Annotated in this window: 25 protein-coding genes; 9 read left to right on the plus strand and 16 right to left on the minus strand. The window is 68.1% G+C overall.

What is annotated here, in order from left to right:
- Positions 1–65 precede the first annotated feature (65 nt).
- Together AC07NN_RS14975 and AC07NN_RS14980 are read right to left on the minus strand one after the other, a co-directional pair.
- Entirely contained in the window at positions 66–2396 is a 2331-nt protein-coding gene (locus tag AC07NN_RS14975) for a GH92 family glycosyl hydrolase (protein WP_494642356.1), read from the minus strand.
- 134 nt (positions 2397–2530) lie between these two features.
- Positions 2531–3250 (minus strand): aspartate/glutamate racemase family protein, encoded by a 720-nt coding sequence (locus tag AC07NN_RS14980; RefSeq protein WP_494642361.1) that lies wholly within the window; start codon positions 3248–3250, stop codon positions 2531–2533.
- 60 nt (positions 3251–3310) lie between these two features.
- Here AC07NN_RS14980 and AC07NN_RS14985 point away from each other — a divergent pair, with 60 nt between their 5' ends.
- Entirely contained in the window at positions 3311–3697 is a 387-nt protein-coding gene (locus tag AC07NN_RS14985) for a RidA family protein (RefSeq protein WP_494642364.1), read from the plus strand.
- Here the strand turns inward: AC07NN_RS14985 and AC07NN_RS14990 are convergent.
- Positions 3694–4416: a DUF4386 family protein gene (locus AC07NN_RS14990; RefSeq protein ID WP_494642367.1), complete on the minus strand. Its 723-nt coding sequence runs from the start codon at positions 4414–4416 to the stop codon at positions 3694–3696. The genes AC07NN_RS14985 and AC07NN_RS14990 overlap by 4 nt on opposite strands.
- Before the next feature lie 172 nt (positions 4417–4588).
- Here AC07NN_RS14990 and AC07NN_RS14995 point away from each other — a divergent pair, with 172 nt between their 5' ends.
- Complete coding sequence (locus tag AC07NN_RS14995; RefSeq protein WP_494642369.1) at positions 4589–5152, plus strand: TetR/AcrR family transcriptional regulator; 564 nt, start codon at positions 4589–4591, stop codon at positions 5150–5152.
- Positions 5153–5165: 13 nt separating this feature from the next.
- On the opposite strand, the gene AC07NN_RS15000 is transcribed toward AC07NN_RS14995, so the two are convergent.
- Both AC07NN_RS15000 and purE read right to left on the minus strand, forming a co-directional pair.
- Positions 5166–6251 (minus strand): 5-(carboxyamino)imidazole ribonucleotide synthase, encoded by a 1086-nt coding sequence (locus AC07NN_RS15000; protein WP_494642373.1) that lies wholly within the window; start codon positions 6249–6251, stop codon positions 5166–5168.
- A 3-nt stretch (positions 6252–6254) separates the two neighbouring features.
- Positions 6255–6746, minus strand: coding sequence for a 5-(carboxyamino)imidazole ribonucleotide mutase (gene purE, locus AC07NN_RS15005; RefSeq protein WP_494642375.1), 492 nt, complete (start codon positions 6744–6746; stop codon positions 6255–6257).
- 222 nt (positions 6747–6968) lie between these two features.
- Between purE and AC07NN_RS15010 the strand changes: the two genes are divergently transcribed.
- Both AC07NN_RS15010 and AC07NN_RS15015 read left to right on the plus strand, forming a co-directional pair.
- Positions 6969–7685 carry a GGDEF domain-containing protein gene (locus tag AC07NN_RS15010; RefSeq protein WP_494642379.1) on the plus strand — a complete coding sequence of 239 codons (717 nt, stop codon included), beginning with the start codon at positions 6969–6971 and terminating at the stop codon, positions 7683–7685.
- A 102-nt stretch (positions 7686–7787) separates the two neighbouring features.
- On the plus strand, positions 7788–8150 hold the full coding sequence (locus AC07NN_RS15015; protein ID WP_494642382.1) for a response regulator: 363 nt from the start codon (positions 7788–7790) through the stop codon (positions 8148–8150).
- A gap of 15 nt (positions 8151–8165) precedes the next feature.
- On the opposite strand, the gene AC07NN_RS15020 is transcribed toward AC07NN_RS15015, so the two are convergent.
- Genes AC07NN_RS15020 through AC07NN_RS15030 form a run of 3 tightly spaced genes read right to left on the minus strand, consistent with a single transcriptional unit; the run spans position 8166 to position 9548 of the window.
- Complete coding sequence (locus AC07NN_RS15020) at positions 8166–8393, minus strand: YdcH family protein (protein ID WP_494642385.1); 228 nt, start codon at positions 8391–8393, stop codon at positions 8166–8168.
- 58 nt (positions 8394–8451) lie between these two features.
- Positions 8452–8913, minus strand: a complete 462-nt coding sequence (locus AC07NN_RS15025) for a TIGR02444 family protein (RefSeq protein ID WP_494642388.1) — start codon at positions 8911–8913, stop codon at positions 8452–8454.
- 5 nt (positions 8914–8918) lie between these two features.
- Positions 8919–9548, minus strand: a complete 630-nt coding sequence (locus tag AC07NN_RS15030) for a UbiX family flavin prenyltransferase (protein ID WP_494642390.1) — start codon at positions 9546–9548, stop codon at positions 8919–8921.
- A 130-nt stretch (positions 9549–9678) separates the two neighbouring features.
- On the opposite strand from AC07NN_RS15030, the gene AC07NN_RS15035 reads away from it, so the two are divergent.
- Positions 9679–9852 (plus strand): YdcH family protein, encoded by a 174-nt coding sequence (locus AC07NN_RS15035; protein ID WP_324111330.1) that lies wholly within the window; start codon positions 9679–9681, stop codon positions 9850–9852.
- Positions 9853–9934: 82 nt separating this feature from the next.
- On the opposite strand, the gene AC07NN_RS15040 is transcribed toward AC07NN_RS15035, so the two are convergent.
- Together AC07NN_RS15040 and AC07NN_RS15045 are read right to left on the minus strand one after the other, a co-directional pair.
- Entirely contained in the window at positions 9935–10648 is a 714-nt protein-coding gene (locus AC07NN_RS15040; RefSeq protein WP_494642397.1) for a DUF1013 domain-containing protein, read from the minus strand.
- 141 nt (positions 10649–10789) lie between these two features.
- Positions 10790–11764, minus strand: a complete 975-nt coding sequence (locus tag AC07NN_RS15045; protein WP_494642402.1) for an NAD(P)H-quinone oxidoreductase — start codon at positions 11762–11764, stop codon at positions 10790–10792.
- A gap of 75 nt (positions 11765–11839) precedes the next feature.
- Between AC07NN_RS15045 and AC07NN_RS15050 the strand changes: the two genes are divergently transcribed.
- Positions 11840–12046 carry a DUF1192 domain-containing protein gene (locus tag AC07NN_RS15050; RefSeq protein WP_494642405.1) on the plus strand — a complete coding sequence of 69 codons (207 nt, stop codon included), beginning with the start codon at positions 11840–11842 and terminating at the stop codon, positions 12044–12046.
- A gap of 189 nt (positions 12047–12235) precedes the next feature.
- The gene (rcdA, locus tag AC07NN_RS15055; RefSeq protein WP_494642409.1) at positions 12236–12745 is read left to right on the plus strand and encodes a protease adaptor protein RcdA; all 510 of its coding nucleotides are present in this window, start codon (positions 12236–12238) and stop codon (positions 12743–12745) included.
- 123 nt (positions 12746–12868) lie between these two features.
- Here the strand turns inward: rcdA and AC07NN_RS15060 are convergent, their stop codons facing one another.
- Positions 12869–13546 carry a COQ9 family protein gene (locus AC07NN_RS15060; RefSeq protein WP_494642412.1) on the minus strand — a complete coding sequence of 226 codons (678 nt, stop codon included), beginning with the start codon at positions 13544–13546 and terminating at the stop codon, positions 12869–12871.
- Between the two features lie 179 nt (positions 13547–13725).
- On the opposite strand from AC07NN_RS15060, the gene rpsU reads away from it, so the two are divergent.
- A complete protein-coding gene (gene rpsU, locus AC07NN_RS15065) occupies positions 13726–13959 on the plus strand; it encodes a 30S ribosomal protein S21 (RefSeq protein WP_096053900.1) in 234 nt (77 codons plus the stop codon).
- 122 nt (positions 13960–14081) lie between these two features.
- On the opposite strand, the gene AC07NN_RS15070 is transcribed toward rpsU, so the two are convergent.
- Genes AC07NN_RS15070 through AC07NN_RS15085 form a run of 4 tightly spaced genes read right to left on the minus strand, consistent with a single transcriptional unit; the run spans position 14082 to position 18328 of the window.
- Positions 14082–15512, minus strand: a complete 1431-nt coding sequence (locus tag AC07NN_RS15070) for an ABC transporter permease (RefSeq protein ID WP_494642414.1) — start codon at positions 15510–15512, stop codon at positions 14082–14084.
- A complete protein-coding gene (locus tag AC07NN_RS15075) occupies positions 15509–16426 on the minus strand; it encodes an ABC transporter ATP-binding protein (RefSeq protein WP_494642417.1) in 918 nt (305 codons plus the stop codon). Before AC07NN_RS15075 ends, AC07NN_RS15070 begins: the two co-directional genes overlap by 4 nt.
- Before the next feature lie 37 nt (positions 16427–16463).
- Positions 16464–17420, minus strand: a complete 957-nt coding sequence (locus AC07NN_RS15080) for an alpha/beta fold hydrolase (protein ID WP_494642419.1) — start codon at positions 17418–17420, stop codon at positions 16464–16466.
- A 50-nt stretch (positions 17421–17470) separates the two neighbouring features.
- Complete coding sequence (locus AC07NN_RS15085; RefSeq protein WP_494642421.1) at positions 17471–18328, minus strand: M23 family metallopeptidase; 858 nt, start codon at positions 18326–18328, stop codon at positions 17471–17473.
- Between the two features lie 348 nt (positions 18329–18676).
- On the opposite strand from AC07NN_RS15085, the gene AC07NN_RS15090 reads away from it, so the two are divergent.
- Positions 18677–19030, plus strand: a complete 354-nt coding sequence (locus tag AC07NN_RS15090) for a UrcA family protein (protein ID WP_494642424.1) — start codon at positions 18677–18679, stop codon at positions 19028–19030.
- A gap of 211 nt (positions 19031–19241) precedes the next feature.
- Here the strand turns inward: AC07NN_RS15090 and AC07NN_RS15095 are convergent, their stop codons facing one another.
- Entirely contained in the window at positions 19242–20663 is a 1422-nt protein-coding gene (locus tag AC07NN_RS15095) for an NAD(P)(+) transhydrogenase (Re/Si-specific) subunit beta (protein WP_454717917.1), read from the minus strand.
- Positions 20664–20680 lie beyond the last annotated feature (17 nt).

The raw sequence follows: 20680 nt of genomic DNA on the forward strand, positions 1-20680 counted from the left end.
AGGATCATCGTCAGCGCAGTAGAAACCTCACCCTGAGCTTGTCGAAGGGCGAGGTTGCGACTCCGCTACTTGTAAGCCGTCAGCGACGTCGGCCGGTCCTCGACCTTCGTCGCCCAGCCCTTGTTCGGCGTGGCGCTCATCGTGAAGACCAGTTCGCCGCCCGCCACGATCTCCTCGTGCTTCAGGAACGCCCGGGTCAGCGGCTTGCCGTTCAGGGTCACTTTCGACACGTAGGGCTTGCTCTCCGCCATCCCCTCGGCCCGCACCGTGAAGCGCTTGCCGTTCGGCAGGTTCAGCGCCGCCTTGTCCACGAAGGGCCGGCCAATCGCGTATTCGTTCGAGGCCGGGGTGACCGGATAGAAGCCCAGGCTCGTGAACATCAGCCAGGCCGACATCTGGCCGAGATCGTCATTGCCCGACAGGCCGTCCGGGGTCGGCTTGTACTGGCTCTTAATGATCTGGGTGAGCCGCGCCTGGGTGCGCCACGGGGCGCCGGCGTAGTTGTACATATAGGCCACGTGGTGGCTGGGCTCGTTGCCGTGAATGTACTGGCCGATGAGGCCGGCGATGTCCTCGGCGTGGGAGTAGTCGATCTTCGAATTGTCGAAGTCGAACATGGCGTCCAGCTTCTTCACCGTCGCCGCGTCGCCGCCCAGCGTCTTGACGATCCCGCCCAGGTCCTGCGGCGCGAACCACGAATATTGCCAGGCGTTGCCCTCGGTGTAGTCCGAGCCGTAGTTGATGGCGGTCGGGTTGAAGGGCTCGCGGAAGGTCCCGTCCGACTTACGCGCCCGCAGGAAGCCGGTCTTGGCGTCGAAGCTGTTGCGCCAGTAGCCGGCGCGCTTCTCGAAGGTCGCGGCGACATCGGCCTGGCCCATGTCCTTGGCCATGCGGGCGATGGTCCAGTCGTCATAGGCGTATTCGACCGTCTTGGAGGCCGCCTCCGGCTCTTTGTCGATCGGGGCGTAGCCCAGCTTCATATAGTCGCCGAGGCCGCCGTAGGGGGCGTAGGTCGCGCTCTTGACCATGGCGTCGAGGGCGGCCTTGCCGTCATAGCCGCGGATGCCCTTCATCCAGGCGTCGGCGATGACCGGCACGGCGTGGTAGCCGATCATCGTCCAGGTCTCCTGGCCGTGGAACTGCCAGACCGGCAGGATGCCGTAGGGGCTCTGCTTCTGCGAGGCGATCAGCGAGTTGACGACGTCGTTGGTGTAGTCGGCCGGCTGCACCAGGGTCAGCAGCGGATGCTCGGCCCGGAACGTGTCCCACAGCGAGAAGGTCGAGTGGAAGGTGAACTTCCGGCCGTCCAGCTGGCCCTCATGCACCTGGTCGTCGGGGCCCCGGTAGCGGCCGTCGGCGTCGGCATAGACGCTGGGGGCCAAAAGCGTGTGGTAGAGCGCCGTGTAGAGGGTTTTGCGCATCGGAGCCGGGGCCTCGATGTCCACCGCCCCTAGGGCCTTCTCCCAGGCCGCCTTGGCGCGGCCGCGCTGGGCGTCGAAGTCGAAGCCGGGCTCGTCGCTGACGAGGTTGGCGATCGCCCCATCCTCGCTGACCGACGACAGCGCCACCTTGGCCGTCAGCGGCCCGTCGATCTGGCCGAAGTCGAACACCCCGACCAGGGCGCGGCCCTGGACCTGGGCGCGATCGTTCGGCGTGCGGCCGGGCTGGGTGAAGCCCTTGTAGGGGATGTCGGTCTCGCGATTGTGGAAGGCCTGACCGACCAGCGGCCTGTCGAAGCGAATGGCGAAGAACAGCTTGCGGCCCGGGGCCCAGCCGCGCGTCTCGCGATAGCCGGTGATCGTGCCGTCCTCGGCCACGCGCAGCCGCGACCACAGCACCTTGCCCGGATAGTTGTAGATCGAGGTCCGCAGGTCGATCAGCACCTGGGCGCGGTCGCCCTTCTGGAAGGTGTAGCGATGCAGGCCCGTGCGCAGGCCGGCGGTCAGCTCGGCGCGCACATGGCTGTCGTCGAGGGTGACGGCGTAGTAGCCCGGCTGGGCGACCTCGCTGGCGTGGCTGTAGCGCGAGCGGTAGCCCGAGCCCGGCTTGTCGGCCTCGCCCGGCTCCAGCTTGGCTTCGCCGCTGATCGGGGTCAGCAGGATGTCGCCGAGGTCGGAATGGCCCGCGCCCGAGAAGTGGGTGTGCGAGAAGCCCAGGATGGTCGGGTCGCCGAAGCGGTAGCCGGCGGCGCGCGCGTAACTCTGCTTGAACGGCAGGATCTCGGTGTCGGGGCTGAGCTGCACCATGCCGAACGGGACCACCGCGCCCGGGAAGGTGTGGCCGTCGCCGCCCGTGCCGATGAAGGGATCGACGGCGTCGTAGGCGGTCGTCGTCTGGGCATGCGCCGCGGCCGCCATGATCGAGAGGCTGGCGGTGAGGGCGAGAACGAGGCGCATGGAGAACTCCGCAACTTTGGCGAAGCGGCACCCTATCAGCGCATTCAAACCTGTCATCCCGGCCAAGCGCGCAGCGCGCCGAGCCGGGACCGCCAGAAGCTCCGAGCCTGTTGCGGTCCCGGGTCTCCGCTTCGCTACGCCCGGGATGACAACGAAAAGAGCGCCCGCTCCACCGCCGCCATCGCGTGCAGGGTCGTGGTGTCGAACACCGGCACGGCGCTGTCCACCTGGCCGACCAGCAGCATGATCTCGGTGCAGCCCAGGATGATCGCCTGCGCACCGCGTTCGACCAGCCGGGCGATCACCGCCCGATAGACCTCGCGGGAGGCGTCCAGCACCTGCCCCGCCACCAGCTCCTCGTAGATGATCCGATGCACCGCCGCGCGGTCGTCAGCGTCGGGCGTCAGCACCGACAGGCCGTGCTTCTTCTCCAGCCGGCCGCGATAGAAGTCGTGCTCCATCGTGAAGGCCGTGCCCAGCAGGCCCACGGTCGCCACGCCCGCCGCCTTGATCGCCTCGCCGGTCGGATCGGCGATGTGCAGCAGCGGGATGTGCACCGCCGCTTCGATCTCGTCGGCTTCGCGGTGCATGGTGTTGGTGCAGAGGACCAGGAAGTCGGCCCCGCCGGCCTCCAGCGCCCGCGCCGCGTCGGCCAGGCGCCGCGACAGTTCGGGCCAGCGGCCGGCGTGCTGCAGGTGCTCGATCTCGGCGAAGTCGAACGACCACATCAGGGTCCGCGCCGAGGCTACCCCGCCCAGACGCTCGCGCACCGCCTCGTTGATCAGCCGGTAGTACTGGGCCGAGCTTTCCCAGCTCATGCCGCCGATCAATCCGATGAGCGCCTGCTCGGTCATGGTCGTTACGCGTCCGATCCCTATCTAGGGTCTGGCTAGCGACAAAGCGGGAGAGACGCCATGGAAACCGTGACCCACAACCCGACCGAGGGCGTCTACGCCACCACCGATGACTATGTGCACGCCATCGAGGTGCGGAATCCGCAGCGCCTGCTCTATGTCGCCGGCACCATGGGCCTGGAGGCCAACGGCGAGCCCGGCGCGACGCTCGAGCGGCAGCTGGAGCTCCTGTGGGACAACCTGCGCGCCATCCTCAAGAGCGCCGACATGACGGTCGACAACATCGTGCGCCTGACCAGCTATCTGCGCGACGTCGCCTATGTCGAGGCCAATGGCGCGGCGCGCGTGAAGGCCCTGGGCGACCGGCGCATCCCGACCACCGCCATCGTCGTCCAGACGCTGCAGGACGAGTGGCTGGTCGAGCTGGAAATCATCGCGGCGGCCTAGGCCCGACGCATCAGCCCCGCGCCGGTGGTCAGCAGCCACAGGGTCAGGCCCGCGAAGCCGGCGATGGCGAAGAGGGCGTAGACGTCGCCCGGCTGGCCCAGCGCGATGGCCACGCCCTCGCCCGTGCCGATGGTCAGCAGCAGGGCGGTCGTAAAGCCGATCGCGCCCGTCGCCTCCCGGCCCTCGCGCCATTGCAGCACCGCCAGCTGGGCCACGAACAGCGCGGTCAGCAGCTGCCCGAGGTGTTCGCCGATGGCGACGCCGCCCCAGGCGTTGAGCAGGGCGAAGGCCTGCTGGGCGCTCTCGCTGTCGCCATGCGCCAGGGCCGGCACCGCGAACACCCAGCGCGACAGGCCGACCGCCTGGGTCAGGCCGGCCAAGGCGCCCGCCGTCGCCGCGCCGATGGCCAGGGCCGGACGCTCGGCCAGGCGGCGCGGCGTGATCGACAGGGCGATGGCCAGCGGGATCATCGCCAGGGCGCTGAGCATGAAGGCGTACCAGGCCAGGATCAGCGTCGGACCGCCGGCGGCGAACAGCTCCAGCGCCTCGCTGGCCGGACGGCGCAGCACCTGCGGATAGTCGTAGATCGAGGCCAGCACCGCGAACGGCGCGTTGAAGCCGATCCCCAGGGCGATCGCGCCCAGGCCGGCGACCGCGACACCCGGCTTGCCAGCGTCGGCGACACGCCCGCCGGTCGCGAGAATGCTCGTGTTCATCATCTTGTCTCCATGTGGTGACATTGCGATACGCGCATCCCGGCAGCTTGGCAACAAGTTTGTCACCACATAGGGACAAATACGCTGGACGCGGCCGGATCGGCGTACTAGCTGGATGGACATGTCGGAACGAACACCCCGCTCCCGAGACCGCGCCAGGACGGAAGAGACCATCGTGGCCGCCGCCCGCGAAACCCTGGCGGAAGAGGGATTCCAGGGCTTCGGAATCAACGCCGTGGCCCGGCGGGCGGGTTGCGACAAGCAGCTGATCTATCGCTACTTCGGCGGCCTGGAAGGGCTGGTCGACGCGCTCGGGGTGGATCTGGCCTCGTGGATCGAGATCAGCCTCTCCGAGATCCACGAACCGCCGCAGAGCTACGCCACCCTGGCCGAGCAACTGATCCTGGGTTTCCTGCAGGCCCTGCGGACCAACATCCTGGTCCAGCGCATCGCCGCCTGGGAGTTGGCGGCCCCCTCCCCGCTGGTCGATCGGCTGACCGCCGCGCGAGGCGTGGCCATGGGCCGATGGATCGCGCGGATGCGCGGCGACCTGACACCGCCGGAAGGCCTGGACGCTCCCGCCCTCAATGTCGTGCTGATCGCCGCCGTCCAGCAGTTGGTGCTGTCGGGGGCGGCGGCGGGGAGCTTCTCGGGCGTGCCCCTCAAGTCGGAGGCCGATTGGGACCGCATTCGCGACGCCGCCCGCCTGATCGTGCGGCGGGTCTACCGCGAGGATTAGTTCCGCCCGCCAGCTAGTCCCTCAGGGGCCGCAGCCGGTTGACGTGACCCATCTTGCGGCCGGGGCGGGCCTCGCCCTTGCCGTAGAGGTGGACGCGGGTCTCGGGTTCGGCGGCCAGCTTCTTCCAGGCGTCGACATCCGCGCCCAGGAGGTTGGTCATCTCGACGTGATGATGCGGCGCGGTCGGGCCCAGCGGCCAGCCGGCGACGGCGCGGATGTGCTGCTCGAACTGGTCGACCTCGCAGCCATCCTGGGTCCAGTGGCCGGTATTGTGGACGCGCGGGGCGAACTCGTTGACCAGCAGCTTGCCGCCGGCGAGCTCGAACAACTCGACGCCGATGACGCCGACATAGTCGAGCGCGGTCAGGATCTTGGCGACGATGGCCTCGGCCTGGTCGCGGGTTGCCGGGGTGATCTTGGCCGGGGCCACGGTGCGGCGCAGGACGCCGCCCTCGTGGTGGTTCTCGCTGACGGGATAGCAGGCGATCTCGCCGTCGCGCCCGCGCGCGGCGATCACCGACAGCTCGCGGCCGAAGTCGGCGGGGGCTTCGAGGATGGCGTTCTGGCGGCCGATCTTGTCGAACGCGGCCTCGGCGTCGGCGGCCTTCTGGATCCAGGCCTGACCCTTGCCGTCATAGCCTTCGCGGCGGGTCTTCAAGAGCGAGGGCGCGCCGATCCTGGCTACGGCGGCGGCCAGGCTCTCGCTGTCGTGCACGGCGGCGAAGGCCACGGTCGGCACGCCGATCTCGGCCAAGAAGCTCTTCTCGACCACCCGGTCCTGGGCGGCGGCCAGGGCCTTGGCGCCCGGCGAGACGACCGCCCCGAGCGCATCGAGCTCCGACACCGTGTCGGCCGGGACGTTCTCGAATTCGTAGGTGACGACGTCGCAGGCCTCGGCCAGGCGCTTCAGGGCCCAGCGGTCATCATAGGGCGCGACGATCTGGCGGGCCGAGACGCGACCGGCGGGCGAGCCCTCCTCCGGATCCTGGATCACCACGTCGAAGCCCAGGCGCGCGGCGGCCTGGGCCAGCATGCGGCCCAGCTGCCCCCCGCCGAGGATGCCGATGGTCGAGCCGGGAACCAGGGGGAAAGAAGGCATCTCTTAGTCCTCGACGCTCTCGGCGACGCTGTCGGTCTGGGCGGCGCGGAAGGCCGACAGGCGCTGGCCCAAGGCGATGTCCGACAAGGCCAGGATCTGGGCGGCCAGCAGGCCGGCGTTCTTGGCGCCCGCCTCGCCGATGGCCAGGGTCGCGACCGGGATGCCGCCGGGCATCTGCACGATCGACAGCAGGCTATCCAGGCCGCTCAGCGCCTTGGACTGCACCGGCACGCCCAGGACGGGCAGATTGGTCATCGAGGCGGCCATGCCCGGCAGGTGGGCCGCGCCACCGGCCCCGGCGATGATCACCTTGTAGCCGGCCGCTTCCGCGCCCGTGGCGAACGCGAACAGGCGCTGGGGCGTGCGGTGGGCCGAGACGACCTTGGCCTCGTAGGCCACGCCCAGGCTGTCCAGCGCGTCGGCCGCGCCCTTCATGGTCGGCCAGTCCGAGCGGCTGCCCATGATGATGGCGACAGGCGGGGTGGTCGAAGTCATGGCGTCGTCCCTCAGAGTTTCGCTGGGCGGCGGCGGCGGAAGCGCCCCGTATGCCCCTCAGCCCCCTCTAGGCAAGCCCAAAACGACACAAATCGCTCCGTATTCGCCTCTAGGATGAACCCGCGACCCTGTGCGCCTGCGACTTATCGGCGCCCCGATTGCGCCGAACGTCGTTCCCGTTAACCATAGTCGAGCTGTGCAATACCGATTCCCGTAAGGCCCATGAAGATTTCCGGCGCACGTACCGAACCTTTCGCGGCGATCCGCAAGCGCGCGCTCGTGCGCGCCGGCGCCCAGGTCGCCACGCGTGAAGTGTCGGCGCCCGACAGCGCCGCGTTCCTGGGCCTGACGGAAGCCGACCTGACGCCGAAGGTCGTCGACGCCCTCCAGACCCTGATGACCGAGATCGAGGATCTGCGGAACGAGGTCGCGATGCTGAAGCTGCGCCTGAACGAGGCGCAGGCCCAGGCCGACATGGACGTGCTGACGCCGGTGCTGAACCGTCGCGCCTTCCTGCGCGAGATGAAGCGCGTCTCCGCCTTCGCCCAGCGCTACGGCTCGCCCGCCAGCGTGGTGTTCTTCGACCTGGACGGCTTCAAGAGCGTCAACGACCGCTTTGGCCACGCCGCCGGCGACGAGGCCCTGAAGGCCGTCGCCAAGCGCCTGCTGGCCAATGTCCGCGAGAGCGACGTCGTCGGCCGCATGGGCGGCGACGAGTTCGCCGTGCTGCTGGCCCAGGCCGACCGCGAAACCGCCGAATCCAAGGCCCAGAGCCTGGCCGAGGCCGTGCGCTCGACCCCGGTCGAGTTCGGCGAATGGTCGGCCCCGCTGCACATCTCGTACGGCGTGCGCGAGATCCAGCCCGGCGCCGAGCCGGAAGAGGCCCTGGCCGAAGCCGACGCCGCCATGTTCCTTCGGAAGCGTAAAAACACCGCCTGACAACTGGCGGTTATGCGACTTTATCGCACGGGGACTCCGCCCGTCTGATCGCGGTAACACAACTTCATAGTCTGTTAAGCATACGCAGGACTTTGAGGGGCAATGCAGCGCATCCTGATCGCCGAGGACGATCCCGTTCTGTCGATGATCTACGAGATCACCCTGACCGAGGCGGGGTTCGACGTCCTGCTGTGCCAGGACGGCCAGGAAGCCTTCGAGGCCCTCGACCAGTTCAAGCCCGACCTGGTGATCACCGACCACACCATGCCCCGCATGAGTGGCGGCGAGTTGGTCAGCGCCGTGCGCAAGGTCCGCCCCGCCGCGGCCACCCTGATGGCCTCGGCCGTCGATGCGCGCCTGCTGAAGGACGACCAGCACGCCGACGCGCGGCTGGAAAAGCCGGTCACCCCGGGCCGCCTGCTCCAGACGGTCCGCGACATCGAAGCCAGCCGCAGCGCGGCCTAACGCGCTCTAAGGGCTCTAGGCGATGATGTCCGGGGTCAGCTGGTCTTCGAGACGGCCGATCTCGTCCTTCAGGACAAGCTTCTTCCGCTTCAGACGTGCGATCTGCAGCATGTCGGGCTGGTAGCGCTGCTCCAGGGCCTGGATGGCGTCGTCGAGGTCCTTGTGTTCCTCGCGCAGGTCGGCAAGGCGACGTTCGATCGCGATGTCGGTATCTTCCGACGGATCATCGTCGTTCATGGACATGTCTCAGGTGGGCCCCAAACGGTGATAGATAGCAAAGGCTGACGACCGGTAAAGGCGCTCAGCCACGACTGTTTTCAAGTGCCTGGGCCAGCTTTTCCAGCGCCGAGCGCCGGGGCGGGTCGCCCGAAGCCTCGGCGGCGGCCACGAGGCCCTCCAGGACCGGGATCGGCGGGCTGCCTTCGCGGCTCAAGGCCTCCAGACTTTCCATCAGCACCCGCTCGCCCTTCAGCTCCACGGCCTTCACGGCGTCGCGCAGGGCTTCCTTGGCCGCATCGTCGACAGGCGGGCGCGAGGGCTTCAGCGCCCGGCGCACGCCGCGCAGGGGCGAGCCGACCTCGGCGTCCCAGGTGCGCATCATCCGGGCGGCGTCCTTGAGGTCGGCCGAGCGCCCTTCCTGGGCCATCCAGGCGGCCCACAGCAGGTAGGGCACGTTCTGGCCGTGGGCGTCCTGCAGGTGCAGGCACGCCTCCGCGACAGGTTGTCGCGCATAGGCTTCCAGGGCCCAGTCCCACAGGCGCATGCGCGTTAACCTTCGGACTTGCCTGCCAGGGTTTCGAGGTCTTCGCCCCAGCGCTTCACGGGTCGCCAAGCCAGGTCGAAGAGGTCCAGGGCGCGGCCCACCGACTGGTCGACCATCTCGGCGATCGAGGCCGGCTTGGCGTAGAAGGCCGGCAGCGGCGGAGCGATGATCGCGCCCATCTCCGAAAGCTTGGTCAGGGTGCGCAGATGGCCCAGGTGCAGCGGCGTCTCGCGCACCATCAGCACCAGCGGGCGGCGCTCCTTCAGGGTCACGTCGGCCGCGCGGCTAAGCAGCGAAGACGTTACGCCGGTGGCGATTTCGCTCATCGTGCGCACCGAGCACGGCGCGATGATCATCCCCAAGGTGCGGAACGAGCCCGAGGCGATCGAGGCCCCGATATCGGCCGCGCGATGGACGACATCGGCCTTGGCGTTGACGTCGGCGACCGACAGGTCGGTCTCCTGCGACAGGGTCAGGGCCGCCGATTTCGACAGCACCAGATGGCTTTCGACGCCCATCTCGCGGCAGGCGTCCAGCGCCCGCAGGCCGTAGACCACGCCCGAGGCGCCCGTGATCCCGACCACCAGCCGCGCCCGGTCCTGGGGTCGATCAGCGGTCTTCGAGGCGTCGATCATGGTGAATTTTCATCCGTCATGGGAGTGGTTCGCGCCACGTCAAGCGGGGCCGATTGCAATCATATGTGATCTGACAGCGCCGCGCAGCGGGTGTTCTCTTTGTCGTCCAACAGCAATGGAGCCGAGAGCCATGGCCATCGAATCCCGTATCCGCGAGCTTGGGTCCCGTCACGAGAACCTCGATCGCAAGATTCAGGAGGAGACCAGTCGACCGGGCAGCGATGGAACGATGCTCAGGGAGCTTAAGAGGCAAAAGCTCCGGTTGAAGGAAGAGATCGAGGGCTTGAGGGCCCGAATGCACTAGCTGCTGAAGCAGCCGAAAAACACGAGGCCCCGTTCCGGCAAGGAACGGGGCCTCTGCTTTTGGGGGTGTCCGGAGACGAGGACTAGTCCTCGTCTTCCTCGTCCACGTAGCCGGTCGACTTGCCGAAGACGTCCTCGGCCTTGATGTCGCCGCGCGGGGCGCGGAAGTCCTCTTCCTCTTCCTCGACCTCGGGCTCGAACTGGCCGGCTTCCGAGGCGGGGCGCAGGGTCGGGTCTTCCGGCAGGATGCCCTTCTTCAGGTCGTCCTTGGCCTTCTTCTCGGCCGCCTTCTTGACCAGGGCGTCCAGCTCCAGCTGGCCGACCAGGCCCAGGGTCACCGGGTCGACCGGCTTGATGTTGGCCGCGTTCCAGTGCGTGCGGGCGCGGACCTGTTCGATCGTGGCCTTGGTGGTGCCCAGGATCTTCGAGATCTGGGCGTCGGTCACTTCGGGGTGGTGGCGCAGGAACCAGGCGATGGCGTCCGGGCGGTCCTGGCGGCGCGAGACCGGCGTGTAGCGCGGAGCCTTCTTGGCCGGCTTCAGCAGCTCGGCGTGACGGCTGACCTGGGCCTTCATGCGGTAGGCGTCGTTGGCCTGCGCCTTGTCCAGCTCTTCGCGGGTCAGCTGGCCGTTGCCGATGGGGTCGGCGCCGCGGATGTCGCGCGCCACTTCACCGTCGGCGATGCCGCGCACTTCCAGCGGGTGCAGGCCGCAGAAATCGGCGATCTGCTCGAAGCTCAGCGAGGTGTTGTCCACCAACCAGACGGCGGTCGCCTTGGGCATCAGGATGTCGGACATGCGGTCCTCCAGAAATGACGGCGCCCGGCCTTTCGGCCGGGCGGGATGTTGGGAAAGCTATAATGCGGTTCTCGCAAAAAGGGAACGGGGTGAACGCAAACTTCAGTAAGCGCTGAGTTTTGGGACGCCCCTAGTCTTTCCCTAGACCGTCAGCACCACCTTGCCCACGTGATCCCCGGCCTCGAGGTGCGCGTGGGCCTTGGCCGCATCCGCCAGCGGGAAGGTCGCGTCCACGATCGGGCGCACCTTGCCTTCCGCCACCCACGGCCAGACCACGCGCTCGACCTCGGCGGCCAGGCGCGCCTTCTCGTCGGTGGAGCGCGGGCGCAGGGTCGAGCCGGTGATCGTCGCACGCTTCTGCATGATGCGCATGACCGGGACTTCCAGCATCGAGCCGCCCAGGCTGGCGATGTAGACGATGCGCCCGCCGATATTGAGGGCGTCGAGGTTCTTCTCGAAATAGCTGGCCCCGACCATGTCGAGGATCACGTCGGCCCCGCCGGCGGCCTTCACGACCTCGGCGAAGTCCTCGGTCTTGGCGTCGACGGCGATGTCGGCGCCCAGCTCCAGGGCCTTGGCCTTCTTGTCGGCGCCGCGCCCCGTGGCGATGACCTTGGCGCCCGCCGCCTTGGCCATGGCGATCGCCGTTGTTCCGATTCCGGACGTTCCACCGTGAACCAGCAGGGTCTCGCCGGCCTTCAGCGCGCCGTGCTCGAAGACGTTGGCGAAGACGGTGAAGACGGTCTCGGGCAGCGCCGCCGCCTGGATCAGATCCAGGCCCGCCGGGATCGGCAGGGCGTGACGGGCGTCCACGACCGCGTATTCGGCATAGCCCCCGCCGCCCAGCAGGGCGCAGACCTTGTCGCCGGCTTTCCAGCGGCCCGCCGCCTCGACGACTTCGCCCGCGACCTCCAGGCCCAGAGTGGTCGGCGCGCCCGGCGGGGGCGGATAGAAGCCCAGGCGCTGCAGGAGATCGGGACGGTTCACGCCGGCCGCCGCGACCTTGATCAGGACCTGTCCCGGACCGGGAACGGGACGCTCGGCGGTGGTCGCCTTCAGCGCCTCGGCCGCCCCCTTGCCGCCCTCGATCTCGATCGCAGTCATCGTCTGCGCCATGCGCCGGCTCCTCGTTAAACTTGATTTGAAGCCTAGGTAGGCGTCAGATGCCTTGTGGAAAAGGGAGAAGAGCCGATGTTCGAAGAGCCTGCGGAACCCCGCGCCTTCGGCGGACGCGCCTTGAACGAGACGACGCACGAGGACCTGGAGGTCTATGGCGTCGCGGAACTGGAAGAGCGGATCGAGGCTTTGCAGGCCGAAATCGAACGCACCAAAGCACAGCTTACGAAGAAAAAGGCTGGTCGCGACGCGGCCAATGCGCTGTTTGGTCGCCTGGACTAAGGCTTATTTTAAGATTTCAGTGAGGTTACTGGCGACTTAAGGCGTTCATCCGCCTTCGGACGTCAGGGCGTACGGTCTGGTTCGAAGGGGGCGGGTCGCGAAACGGGACGGCTGGTTCTGGCACGGGGGTTGCACTCCCATCGCCAAGCGGGACGACCTCGCGGCCTTTCGAAGGGGCATTGAGTAGCTATGACCGAAGTGAACGCGTTCGCGGACACGCCTTGGCGCGCTGGAGTGATCCAGGACTTCGCGCGATCCGAACTGTTTGACCGCACCTTCGAGGAAGGCATGCAGCTGGTCGAGGAGACCGCCGCCTATCTTGATGGGGCCGGTCGCCACGACAGCAAGATCCTGTCCCGCAACGCCGCCCTCGGCTACGCCACCGAAAGCATGCGCCTGACCACCCGCCTGATGCAGGTGGCCTCGTGGCTGCTGGTCCAGCGCGCCGTCCGCGAAGGCGAGATGCCGCCGGAAGCCGCCTGCGCCGAAAGCTACCGCCTGGGCGAGGAAGCCGCGGGCGAGGCCCCGGCCGTCGAGGAACTGCCCTTCGGCCTCACCAACCTGCTGCAACGCTCCGAGCGCCTGTACGAGCGCGTCCGCCACCTGGACCGCCGCATGTACGTGGAATCGCCGAACGAAGAGGCCCCGCGTCCGGTGCAGGCCCACTTCGACCGCCTGACGGCGGCGTTCGGGGGGTAGTCGAAATTCTCCTCCCCTTCCGGGGGAGGTGGCCCGAAGGGCCGGAGGGGGCAGCGCGGCTTAGGCCGCATTAGCCCCCTCAGTCGCTCCGCGACAGCTCCCCCAGAAGGGGAGCAGAGATCATCACTTCCCGTACCGCATCCGGGCCAGGGCCGAGACGACCTCGCTCGCCAGGTCCATGGGCTTGAGCCCCGCCTTCCACTTCTCGAAGGCCATGACGTTGTCGATGCGCGCGTCCAGGTGCGAGAGCGCCGAGTCGCGGCCCGAGGCCATGTCGACGGCCATGGTCGAGATCAGGACGCCCGACAGGATCGCCCGCTTCGAATAGTGGTTTTCGTCGGTCGCCGTGTCGCCGGCCCAGCGCCAGAGGGCGTCGGCCGATTCCCAGGTCAGCCGCAGGGCCAAGGCCAGGTTGGTGGGGAAGGCCAGGAAGGCGGCCAGGGGGCGCAGCACGTCGGCATGCTCCTGGGCCGCGTCGAGCCGAGCCACCACCCCCTCGCGGATCCGCTGGCGAATCTTCAGGGCGGCGACGTCGAAAGCCTTCAGGCGGACGAGCGCCGCCGCGTCATGGCGCCGCGACAGCAGGGCGGCCAGGTCGCGCGGGCCTTCGGGCAGCAGAAGCTGGCCCTCGGCCTCGGAAAGACCGGCCGCCGCCAGGGCGCGCGACACCAATCCCGTGTTCCAGCCGGCCTTCGGCGCCAGGCGCAGGGCCTCGTCCAGAACGCGTTGCTCCGCTTCGTCGGCCCAGGTTTGGCCCGACCGGTCGGAAGCTTGACCGGAGGGTTCGGCGGTTTGGTTCATAAATCCGAGTCTACACCGTGGTTTAGGCCGCGTCGCGCATGGACAGCGGCCGTTCCCTCTGCTATCAGCCCCGCCTCATCGCCTGGAAGCACCCCTTCCGGGGCACTGGTTTATTCGCCCGCCCGGCCCCTCAAGAGGGACTTGGGAAATTGGTCGGGCTGTCGAATGGAGAGATACCCCTGGTCCAGATTTTCGTCCGCGACAACAACGTCGATCAGGCGCTCAAGGCCCTGAAGAAGAAGATGCAACGCGAAGGCTCGTTCCGCGAAATGAAGCGGCACGTGCATTATGAAAAGCCGTCGGAAAAGCGCGCCCGTCAAAAGGCCGAAGCTGTCCGTCGCGCCCGCAAGCTGGCCCGCAAGCGCGCTCAGCGCGAAGGCCTGCTGCCGATGCCGAAGAAGCCGAGCCGGTAAGACCGGACCTCTTCAGCGTCTGCGAAGATTTCGAAAGCCGCGCGGCGATCCGCGCGGCTTTCGTCGTTTCTGGCATCTAAAACCCGCTCATCCCCGCCTTCGCGGGGATGAGCGGCGTAGGGTCAGCCTGCTTGGCGACGCGCGATCCGCCCGATCAGCGTCTTGAAGTCCACCTTCCCCGTCGCCAGCGCGCCCACATGGAAGGCGCGGGTCGAGAAGGCCAGGATCGCCGCCGCCGTCACGAGCATCAGCACCATGGTCCCGACCGCCTGGATCATCGGCGGGTCGCTGGCGATGCGCACGGGCATCAGGAACGGCGTGAAGGGCGGGATCCAGGACAGGGTGTTGAGGATCGGCGACTCGGGCGAGCGGATCGCCTGGCTCATGAAGACGATCGGGATGGTCATCACCATGATGATCGGCCCCAGCAGGGTCTGGGCGTCGCGCTGGCTCTCGCAGAACGCCCCGATGCCGGCGAACAGCGCCGCGTACATCAGGTAGCCGCCGACCAGGTAGACGCCGAAATAGAGGATCAGCCCCTTGCCCAGCAGTACGGCGATCAGGTCGCCGGCCAGCCCCGGGGCGAAGTTGATCATGGCCAGCCAGCCGCCGGCGGCCCAGATGCTCAGCACCGTCAGGGTCAACCCCGCCACGCCCAGGATCTTGCCGCCCATGATCTCGGGCACGGACGCTGAGGACAGCAGCACCTCCAGGATCTTGGACGACTTCTCCTCGATCACGCTGTTGAGCAGGATGCTGGCCCCGGTCATCACCATCGACCACAACAGGAAGCCGGCGGCCAGGCCGACATAGGTCGGCAGGCGGTCGCGTAGCGCGACCTTCTCGCCCGAGGCGGCCCTGGGCGACAGGCTGTTGAAGGCCGGTTTCAGCGCGTCGGCAGCCTTCAGGGTCTGGGCCGAGACCCCGGCTCGGGCCAGAGCCCGCTCGCGCATGATCTCGCCGACAGCGCCCTTCAGGTCGCCCTCCAGGACCGGAGCGGCGAGGTTGCGGCTCCACAGGTCCATGACGATGGCGTCGTCCTGACCGCTGAGCACCAGCACCGAATCGAGACGCTTGGCCTCGACTTCGCGGCGGGCGGCGAGGCCGGCCTCGCGCGCGGTCGCGGCGCCTTGCGCCTCGGCGGGAGCCGGCAGGACGATGGCCTGGGCCTTGGGCGGCTTGTAGCGGGCGGCGGCGGTCGGATTGAGCCGCGCCAGGGCTTCGCGGCCGGCGGCGTCTCCACCCTTCTCCTGGGCCTTGCGGACCTCCTCCTGGGCCTTGGGACCGGCGGCGGACAGGGCGGCGGCGCGCAGGGCGCGGGCGGCCGCGCGATTCTGGTCCTCGACCAGCGATTTGGCCACGGCCGGACCCAGGTTCTGCCCGGTCAGGTCGATGATGGCCAGCCGCTCGGGCTTGGCGCTCTTCATCATCATCACCGGCGCCAGGCTGGTGACGCCCATGACCAGCGGCAGGGTCACGATCGACAGCCAGAAGCCGACGGTGCGGACATAGGCCAGGTATTCCCGGCGGGCGATCTTCAACAGACGGCTCATGCCTGGCCTCCCGTCAGGACGATGAAGGCGTCGTGCAGGCTGGGCTCCTTGAGCTCGAACCGTCGCAGCGCCAGGTCGCGGGCGAAGGCGGCCTTCAGGGCGTCCTGGCCGGTGCCGACCTCGGGCAGGACCGCCACGTGCCGCCAACCACCGTCGGGCAGGGCCTCGGAGGTCACAGCGCCCAGCCCTGGCAAGGCCGCGACCTGCTCGGCGGTGAGGTCGCCCTCCAGCACCAGGGCCCGGGGCGCGGCGCAGCGGGCCGTGGCCACATCGCCGTCGAACACCTTCCGCCCGCGCGCCATCAGCACGACCTTGTCGCAGAGACGCTCGGCGTGCTGCATCACGTGGGTGGAGAACAGCACCGTGGCCCCGCGGGCGGCGATCTCGCGGATCATGCCTTCCAGGGCCTGCTGATTGACCGGATCAAGGCCCGAGAACGGCTCGTCCAGAACCACCAGCTCGGGCTCGTGCGCCAGGGCCGAGATCAACTGGACCTTCTGGGCCATGCCCTTGGAAAGGTCCTTGATCGGCCGCTTCATGGCGTATTCCAGCCCTTGCGCCTCCAGCATCGCCTTGGCGCGCTTGCGGCCCTCCGTCTCCGGCACGCCCTTCAGACCCGCGAAGAAGGCGATGGCGTCGATGGGGGTCATGCGCTTGTAGAGGCCGCGCTCCTCGGGAAGGAAGCCGATGCGCTCGCGCACCTTCTGGGCGTCGTCGGCCCCGAGCACGGTGATCTTTCCGGCCGTGGCGGGCAGCAAGCCCAGGATCATCCGGATGGTCGAGGTCTTGCCCGCGCCGTTGGGGCCGAGGAAGCCGGTGATCCGGCCGGCGGGGACCTCGAAGCTGACGTCCCTGACGGCGTGGAAGTCGTCATAGGTCTTGCTGACGCCCTCCAGGCTGACCGCACTGACCATGAGGGAACCTCCCGAATCGACCCTTCCAGAAGTTGTATCAGCCCTTTTTGTTAGCGTCGGCCACGAAGGCGATCGCCTTGACGATGTGGTCGGCGAACTGTCGGCCGATCAGCAGGGTGTGGGTGGCGGCCTCGACATGGTCGACATAGCCGTGGGCCGAACGACGAGCCGGCGCGGCCTGCATCTCCTTGCGCAGCTCGCGGCCGGCCACGGGACCGGCAGTGACCACGGCCATCGGCCACTTGGGATCGAACTGGGGCTGCTGGGCGGCCTGGTCCGAGGCCTCCTTCCACAGCCCGACCTCTTCGGCCGCGGTGCGGTTGTGACGGCCATTGGCGAAGGCCCAGCCCTTCTCGGCCTTGGCGGCCGGCGGCAGGTCGATCTTGTCGCCGAGGCGCGTGTGGACCAACGGCTTGTAGAGCCCGATCGAGGCCCCGCGCGCCGCCCATTTCGAGGCGTTGGCGAAGGCGTGGATGAAGCCCTGCATCTGCGGGTTCTGGGCGGCCTCGGGCGTGGCGGCGTCGACCAGCACCAGGCCGGCGATCTTGTCGGGGTTGCGGCCGGCATATTCGCGCAGGCGCAAGCCGGCCATCGAGTGGCCAACCAGGATGTAGGGGCCGGGCTCGCCCGACGCGGCGACCAGCTTCTCGAAGTCAGTGACGATGGCGACGCCGTCGCGCGGGCTGGGGCCCTTGGGCGAGAAGCCCATGCCGGCGCGGTCATAGGCGCACGAGCGCCAGCCGGCGGCGGTCAGGGCCTCTTGCGTACCGCCCCAGTCGGCGGCGAAGCCGAAGGCGCCGGCTTCCAGCCAAATCACGGGGCGATCGCTCCTGGGGCCTTCGCAGACCAGCCGCAGCTTCCGCCCAGGCTCGATCTCGACCATCTGGCCTCGGAGCTTGGGCGCGCCGGACGCGCTCATCAGCCCGCCGACGGCGATGTAGGAAATCAGGAGCAGGGCAAGGCCCGCGACGCCACGACCGAGAAGCTGGATCATGCGTCCAATGTAGTGAGGCTTTGTGACGCGTCGAGCCGCGTTCGGAGCTTTTAGGTCGCCGAGCCGCTGGTGGCGGTGGTCAGAGCGGGCGCGGCGGGCGCCTGGATGGCGACCACCGGGATGGTGGCGCGGACGCGGCCATTCTTCAGGCGAGCGACCTGAATCTCGCCTTTCGCGGCGCGGGCCTTGGCCACGCCCCCCTTAGTGACCCCGGGCGGCCACTTGGAGACCGTGGCGACGTGGACCTTGCGCGAGACCTTGCCGGCGGCCTTCAGCGGCAGGTCGTTGGCCTCGGCGAAGCTGCGGCCCAGGAAGAAGCTGGGGTTCAAGGGCTTCTCGCCCTTGCGGATCTCGAAATGCAGGTGCGAGCCAGTCGAGCGGCCCGAATTGCCGACATAGGCGAGCGTCTCGCCGCGACGCAGGAAGACGCCGCGCTTCACGCCGCGCGCCGGACCCGCCAGGTGAGCGTACATGGTCGTCAGCCCGCCCTTGTGCATGACCAGCACGTAGCGGCCGTAGGTGGGCGAGAGACCGGTGGCCTTGACCACGCCATCGGCGGCAACCTTGACCGCCGCGCCGCCGGGGGCGGCGATGTCGACGCCCTGGTGCAGGCGGCCGTTCTCTTCCCACGGCAGTTGGCGCAGGCCGAACGGCGAATTGACCACCCGGCCGGGCAGCGGCGCGTCGAAACGATAGGCGGGCGGCGGCGGGGTCTGTTCGACCTCGTCCTCGGCCTCGACCTGGGCGACGACGGGCGCCGACGCCTCGGAAGCCGCGCTGCCCTTGGCCACCCATTCGCCCAGGGCGACGGCGCCGTTCAGCGCGCCGACCATGGCCGCGACACCCAGCATGGTGAAGAAGGCCACGCGCAGGTGCTGGGGCGGAACAGCCAGGCTCTTGGAGTTCAAACCGCTACCTCTCGGGTCGTTCGGTCGTTCGAGAGGACCGCGCGCAGGCGATCTAGCTCTCATACTTGACCTTTCGGGATGGTGAATCCGGCGGGTGTATGAATGTCGCATGGGGCAAAAACAGGGCGCAGCTTAACCATTCATTGACCATGCCCCGTAGCGCGCGAGCGGCGCACCCAGCCAATGTCATGTATTTGATAAAGATTACGGGAAGTTCATATCATTAAAACGACGTCACTCTCTTAATTACACGTCATGACTGAGACGTAACGGGACTTGGCGAACTCTTGGCCGTACACAGTATTCATCGGCGCAGGGAAAAGCGCCCAGCCAGAGGGATACTTAGAGATGCGCAAGTTCATCATGAGCCTGACCACCGTCGCCAGCCTGAGCCTGGCCGCTGTTCCGGTCCTGGGCCTGACCCAAGCCGCCAACGCCGCCGAGCGTGACCCGTCGGTCACCGTGTCGCTGACCGACCTGGACCTGGCCAACCCTGCCCAGGCCGCCGTGTTCAAGGCCCGCGTGCAGCAAGCCGGCGAAACCGTCTGCCGCGCCAAGCTGCGTAACAACGACCTGGACATGTCGTTCGGCCAATGCGTCACCGAAGCCCACCGCGACGTGGCCCGCCAGCTGTCGACGACCCAACGCAAGGCCCTGACCTTCGCCGCCCGCGCCACCGCGGTCGAGCTGGCCGCCAAGTGATCTTCAGTACCGCTTACCCCACACTCCCACCTCCCCACACTCTCCCCACTCCCCGCGACAGAGGCCTCAGGTAACCCTGGGGCCTTTGTTTCGTTTGGGGTGTGCAGGCGAAGATCGTCCCTCTCTCTTAGAGAGAGAGCTTTCGGACGCGCACGAAAAAGGCCCCGGCGTCTCCGCCGGGGCCTTCGTCGTTTCAGGCGATCGGGAAGCCCTAAAGCCCCTTCACGATGCCTTCGACCATCTTCTTGGCGTCGCCGAACAGCATCATCGTGTTGTCGCGGAAGAACAGCTCGTTCTCGACGCCGGCATAGCCCGAGGCCATGCCGCGCTTGATGAAGAGGACCGTGCGGGCCTTTTCGACGTCCAGGATCGGCATGCCGTAGATGGCGCTTGTCGGGTCGGTCTTGGCGGCCGGGTTGGTGACGTCGTTGGCGCCGATCACGAAGGCCACGTCGGCCGTCGAGAACTCGCTGTTGATGTCTTCCAGTTCGAAGACCTCGTCATAGGGGACGTTGGCTTCGGCCAGCAGCACGTTCATGTGACCCGGCATCCGGCCTGCGACGGGGTGGATGGCGTACTTCACCTCGACGCCCTCTTCCTTCAGCTTGTCGCACATCTCGCGAAGGATGTGCTGGGCCTGGGAGACGGCCATGCCGTAGCCGGGGACGATGATGACCTTGGACGCGTTCTTCATGATGAAGGCCGCGTCGTCGGCCGAGCCCTGCTTGACCGGACGGCTCTCGACCTTGCCGCCGGGGCCGGCCGAAGCCGCCGCGTCGGCGCCGAAGCCGCCCAGGATCACCGAGACGAACGAGCGGTTCATGCCCTTGCACATGATGTAGGACAGGATCGCGCCCGACGAGCCGACGAGGGCGCCGGTGATGATCAGGGTGGTGTTCTCGAGCGTGAAGCCCAGGGCCGCCGCCGCCCAGCCGGAATAGCTGTTCAGCATCGACACCACGACCGGCATGTCCGCGCCGCCGATCGGGATGATCAGGGTGACGCCGATCAGCAGGCTCAGGGCGAAGATGCCCCAGAAAGCCCAGATGGCCGAACCGCCGCTGATGACCAGCACCACGACCAGGGCGACGATGCCTAGGGCGATGGCGATGTTCAGCAGGTGGCGGGCCGGCAGCAGGATCGGCGCGCCGCCCATATTGCCGTTCAGCTTGGCGAAGGCGATGACCGAACCGGTGAAGGTGATGGCGCCGATGGCCAGGCCCAGCGACAGCTCGATCAGGCTGTTGAGGTGGATGGCGCCGTCCTCGCCCACGATGCCGTAGGCGGCGGGCGTGTAGATGGCGGCCACGGCCACCAGACAGGCGGCCATGCCGACCAGGCTGTGGAAGGCGGCGACCAGCTGCGGCATCGAGGTCATGGCGACCTTGCGGGCGATGATCGCCCCGACCGCGCCCCCGACGGCGACGCCGCCCAGGATCAGGCCCAGGGTCACGACGTCCAGCGCGCCCTGGCTCCACAGGGTGGCCAGGGTGGTGCCGACGGCGATGGCCATGCCGATCATGCCGTTACGGTTGCCCGTCTGGCTGGTCACGGGACTGGAAAGGCCACGCAGCGCGAGGATGAAAAGCACCCCCGAGACGATGTAGAGAATGGCGGCGAGATTGGCGTTCATTGTTCTGGTTCCCCCTG

The organism is Caulobacter sp. GW821-FHT09H08 (assembly GCF_059415885.1).

Coding starts and splice junctions, on each gene's coding strand:
- AC07NN_RS14975 (WP_494642356.1), bottom strand. CDS start 2,396: ATGCGCCTCGTTCTCGCCCTCACCGCCAGCCTCTCGATCATGGCGGCC.
- AC07NN_RS14980 (WP_494642361.1), bottom strand. CDS start 3,250: ATGACCGAGCAGGCGCTCATCGGATTGATCGGCGGCATGAGCTGGGAA.
- AC07NN_RS14985 (WP_494642364.1), top strand. CDS start 3,311: ATGGAAACCGTGACCCACAACCCGACCGAGGGCGTCTACGCCACCACC.
- AC07NN_RS14990 (WP_494642367.1), bottom strand. CDS start 4,416: ATGATGAACACGAGCATTCTCGCGACCGGCGGGCGTGTCGCCGACGCT.
- AC07NN_RS15000 (WP_494642373.1), bottom strand. CDS start 6,251: ATGCCTTCTTTCCCCCTGGTTCCCGGCTCGACCATCGGCATCCTCGGC.
- purE (WP_494642375.1), bottom strand. CDS start 6,746: ATGACTTCGACCACCCCGCCTGTCGCCATCATCATGGGCAGCCGCTCG.
- AC07NN_RS15010 (WP_494642379.1), top strand. CDS start 6,969: ATGAAGATTTCCGGCGCACGTACCGAACCTTTCGCGGCGATCCGCAAG.
- AC07NN_RS15015 (WP_494642382.1), top strand. CDS start 7,788: ATGCAGCGCATCCTGATCGCCGAGGACGATCCCGTTCTGTCGATGATC.
- AC07NN_RS15020 (WP_494642385.1), bottom strand. CDS start 8,393: ATGTCCATGAACGACGATGATCCGTCGGAAGATACCGACATCGCGATC.
- AC07NN_RS15025 (WP_494642388.1), bottom strand. CDS start 8,913: ATGCGCCTGTGGGACTGGGCCCTGGAAGCCTATGCGCGACAACCTGTC.
- AC07NN_RS15030 (WP_494642390.1), bottom strand. CDS start 9,548: ATGATCGACGCCTCGAAGACCGCTGATCGACCCCAGGACCGGGCGCGG.
- AC07NN_RS15035 (WP_324111330.1), top strand. CDS start 9,679: ATGGCCATCGAATCCCGTATCCGCGAGCTTGGGTCCCGTCACGAGAAC.
- AC07NN_RS15040 (WP_494642397.1), bottom strand. CDS start 10,648: ATGTCCGACATCCTGATGCCCAAGGCGACCGCCGTCTGGTTGGTGGAC.
- AC07NN_RS15045 (WP_494642402.1), bottom strand. CDS start 11,764: ATGGCGCAGACGATGACTGCGATCGAGATCGAGGGCGGCAAGGGGGCG.
- AC07NN_RS15050 (WP_494642405.1), top strand. CDS start 11,840: ATGTTCGAAGAGCCTGCGGAACCCCGCGCCTTCGGCGGACGCGCCTTG.
- rcdA (WP_494642409.1), top strand. CDS start 12,236: ATGACCGAAGTGAACGCGTTCGCGGACACGCCTTGGCGCGCTGGAGTG.
- AC07NN_RS15060 (WP_494642412.1), bottom strand. CDS start 13,546: ATGAACCAAACCGCCGAACCCTCCGGTCAAGCTTCCGACCGGTCGGGC.
- AC07NN_RS15070 (WP_494642414.1), bottom strand. CDS start 15,512: ATGAGCCGTCTGTTGAAGATCGCCCGCCGGGAATACCTGGCCTATGTC.
- AC07NN_RS15075 (WP_494642417.1), bottom strand. CDS start 16,426: ATGGTCAGTGCGGTCAGCCTGGAGGGCGTCAGCAAGACCTATGACGAC.
- AC07NN_RS15080 (WP_494642419.1), bottom strand. CDS start 17,420: ATGATCCAGCTTCTCGGTCGTGGCGTCGCGGGCCTTGCCCTGCTCCTG.
- AC07NN_RS15090 (WP_494642424.1), top strand. CDS start 18,677: ATGCGCAAGTTCATCATGAGCCTGACCACCGTCGCCAGCCTGAGCCTG.
- AC07NN_RS15095 (WP_454717917.1), bottom strand. CDS start 20,663: ATGAACGCCAATCTCGCCGCCATTCTCTACATCGTCTCGGGGGTGCTT.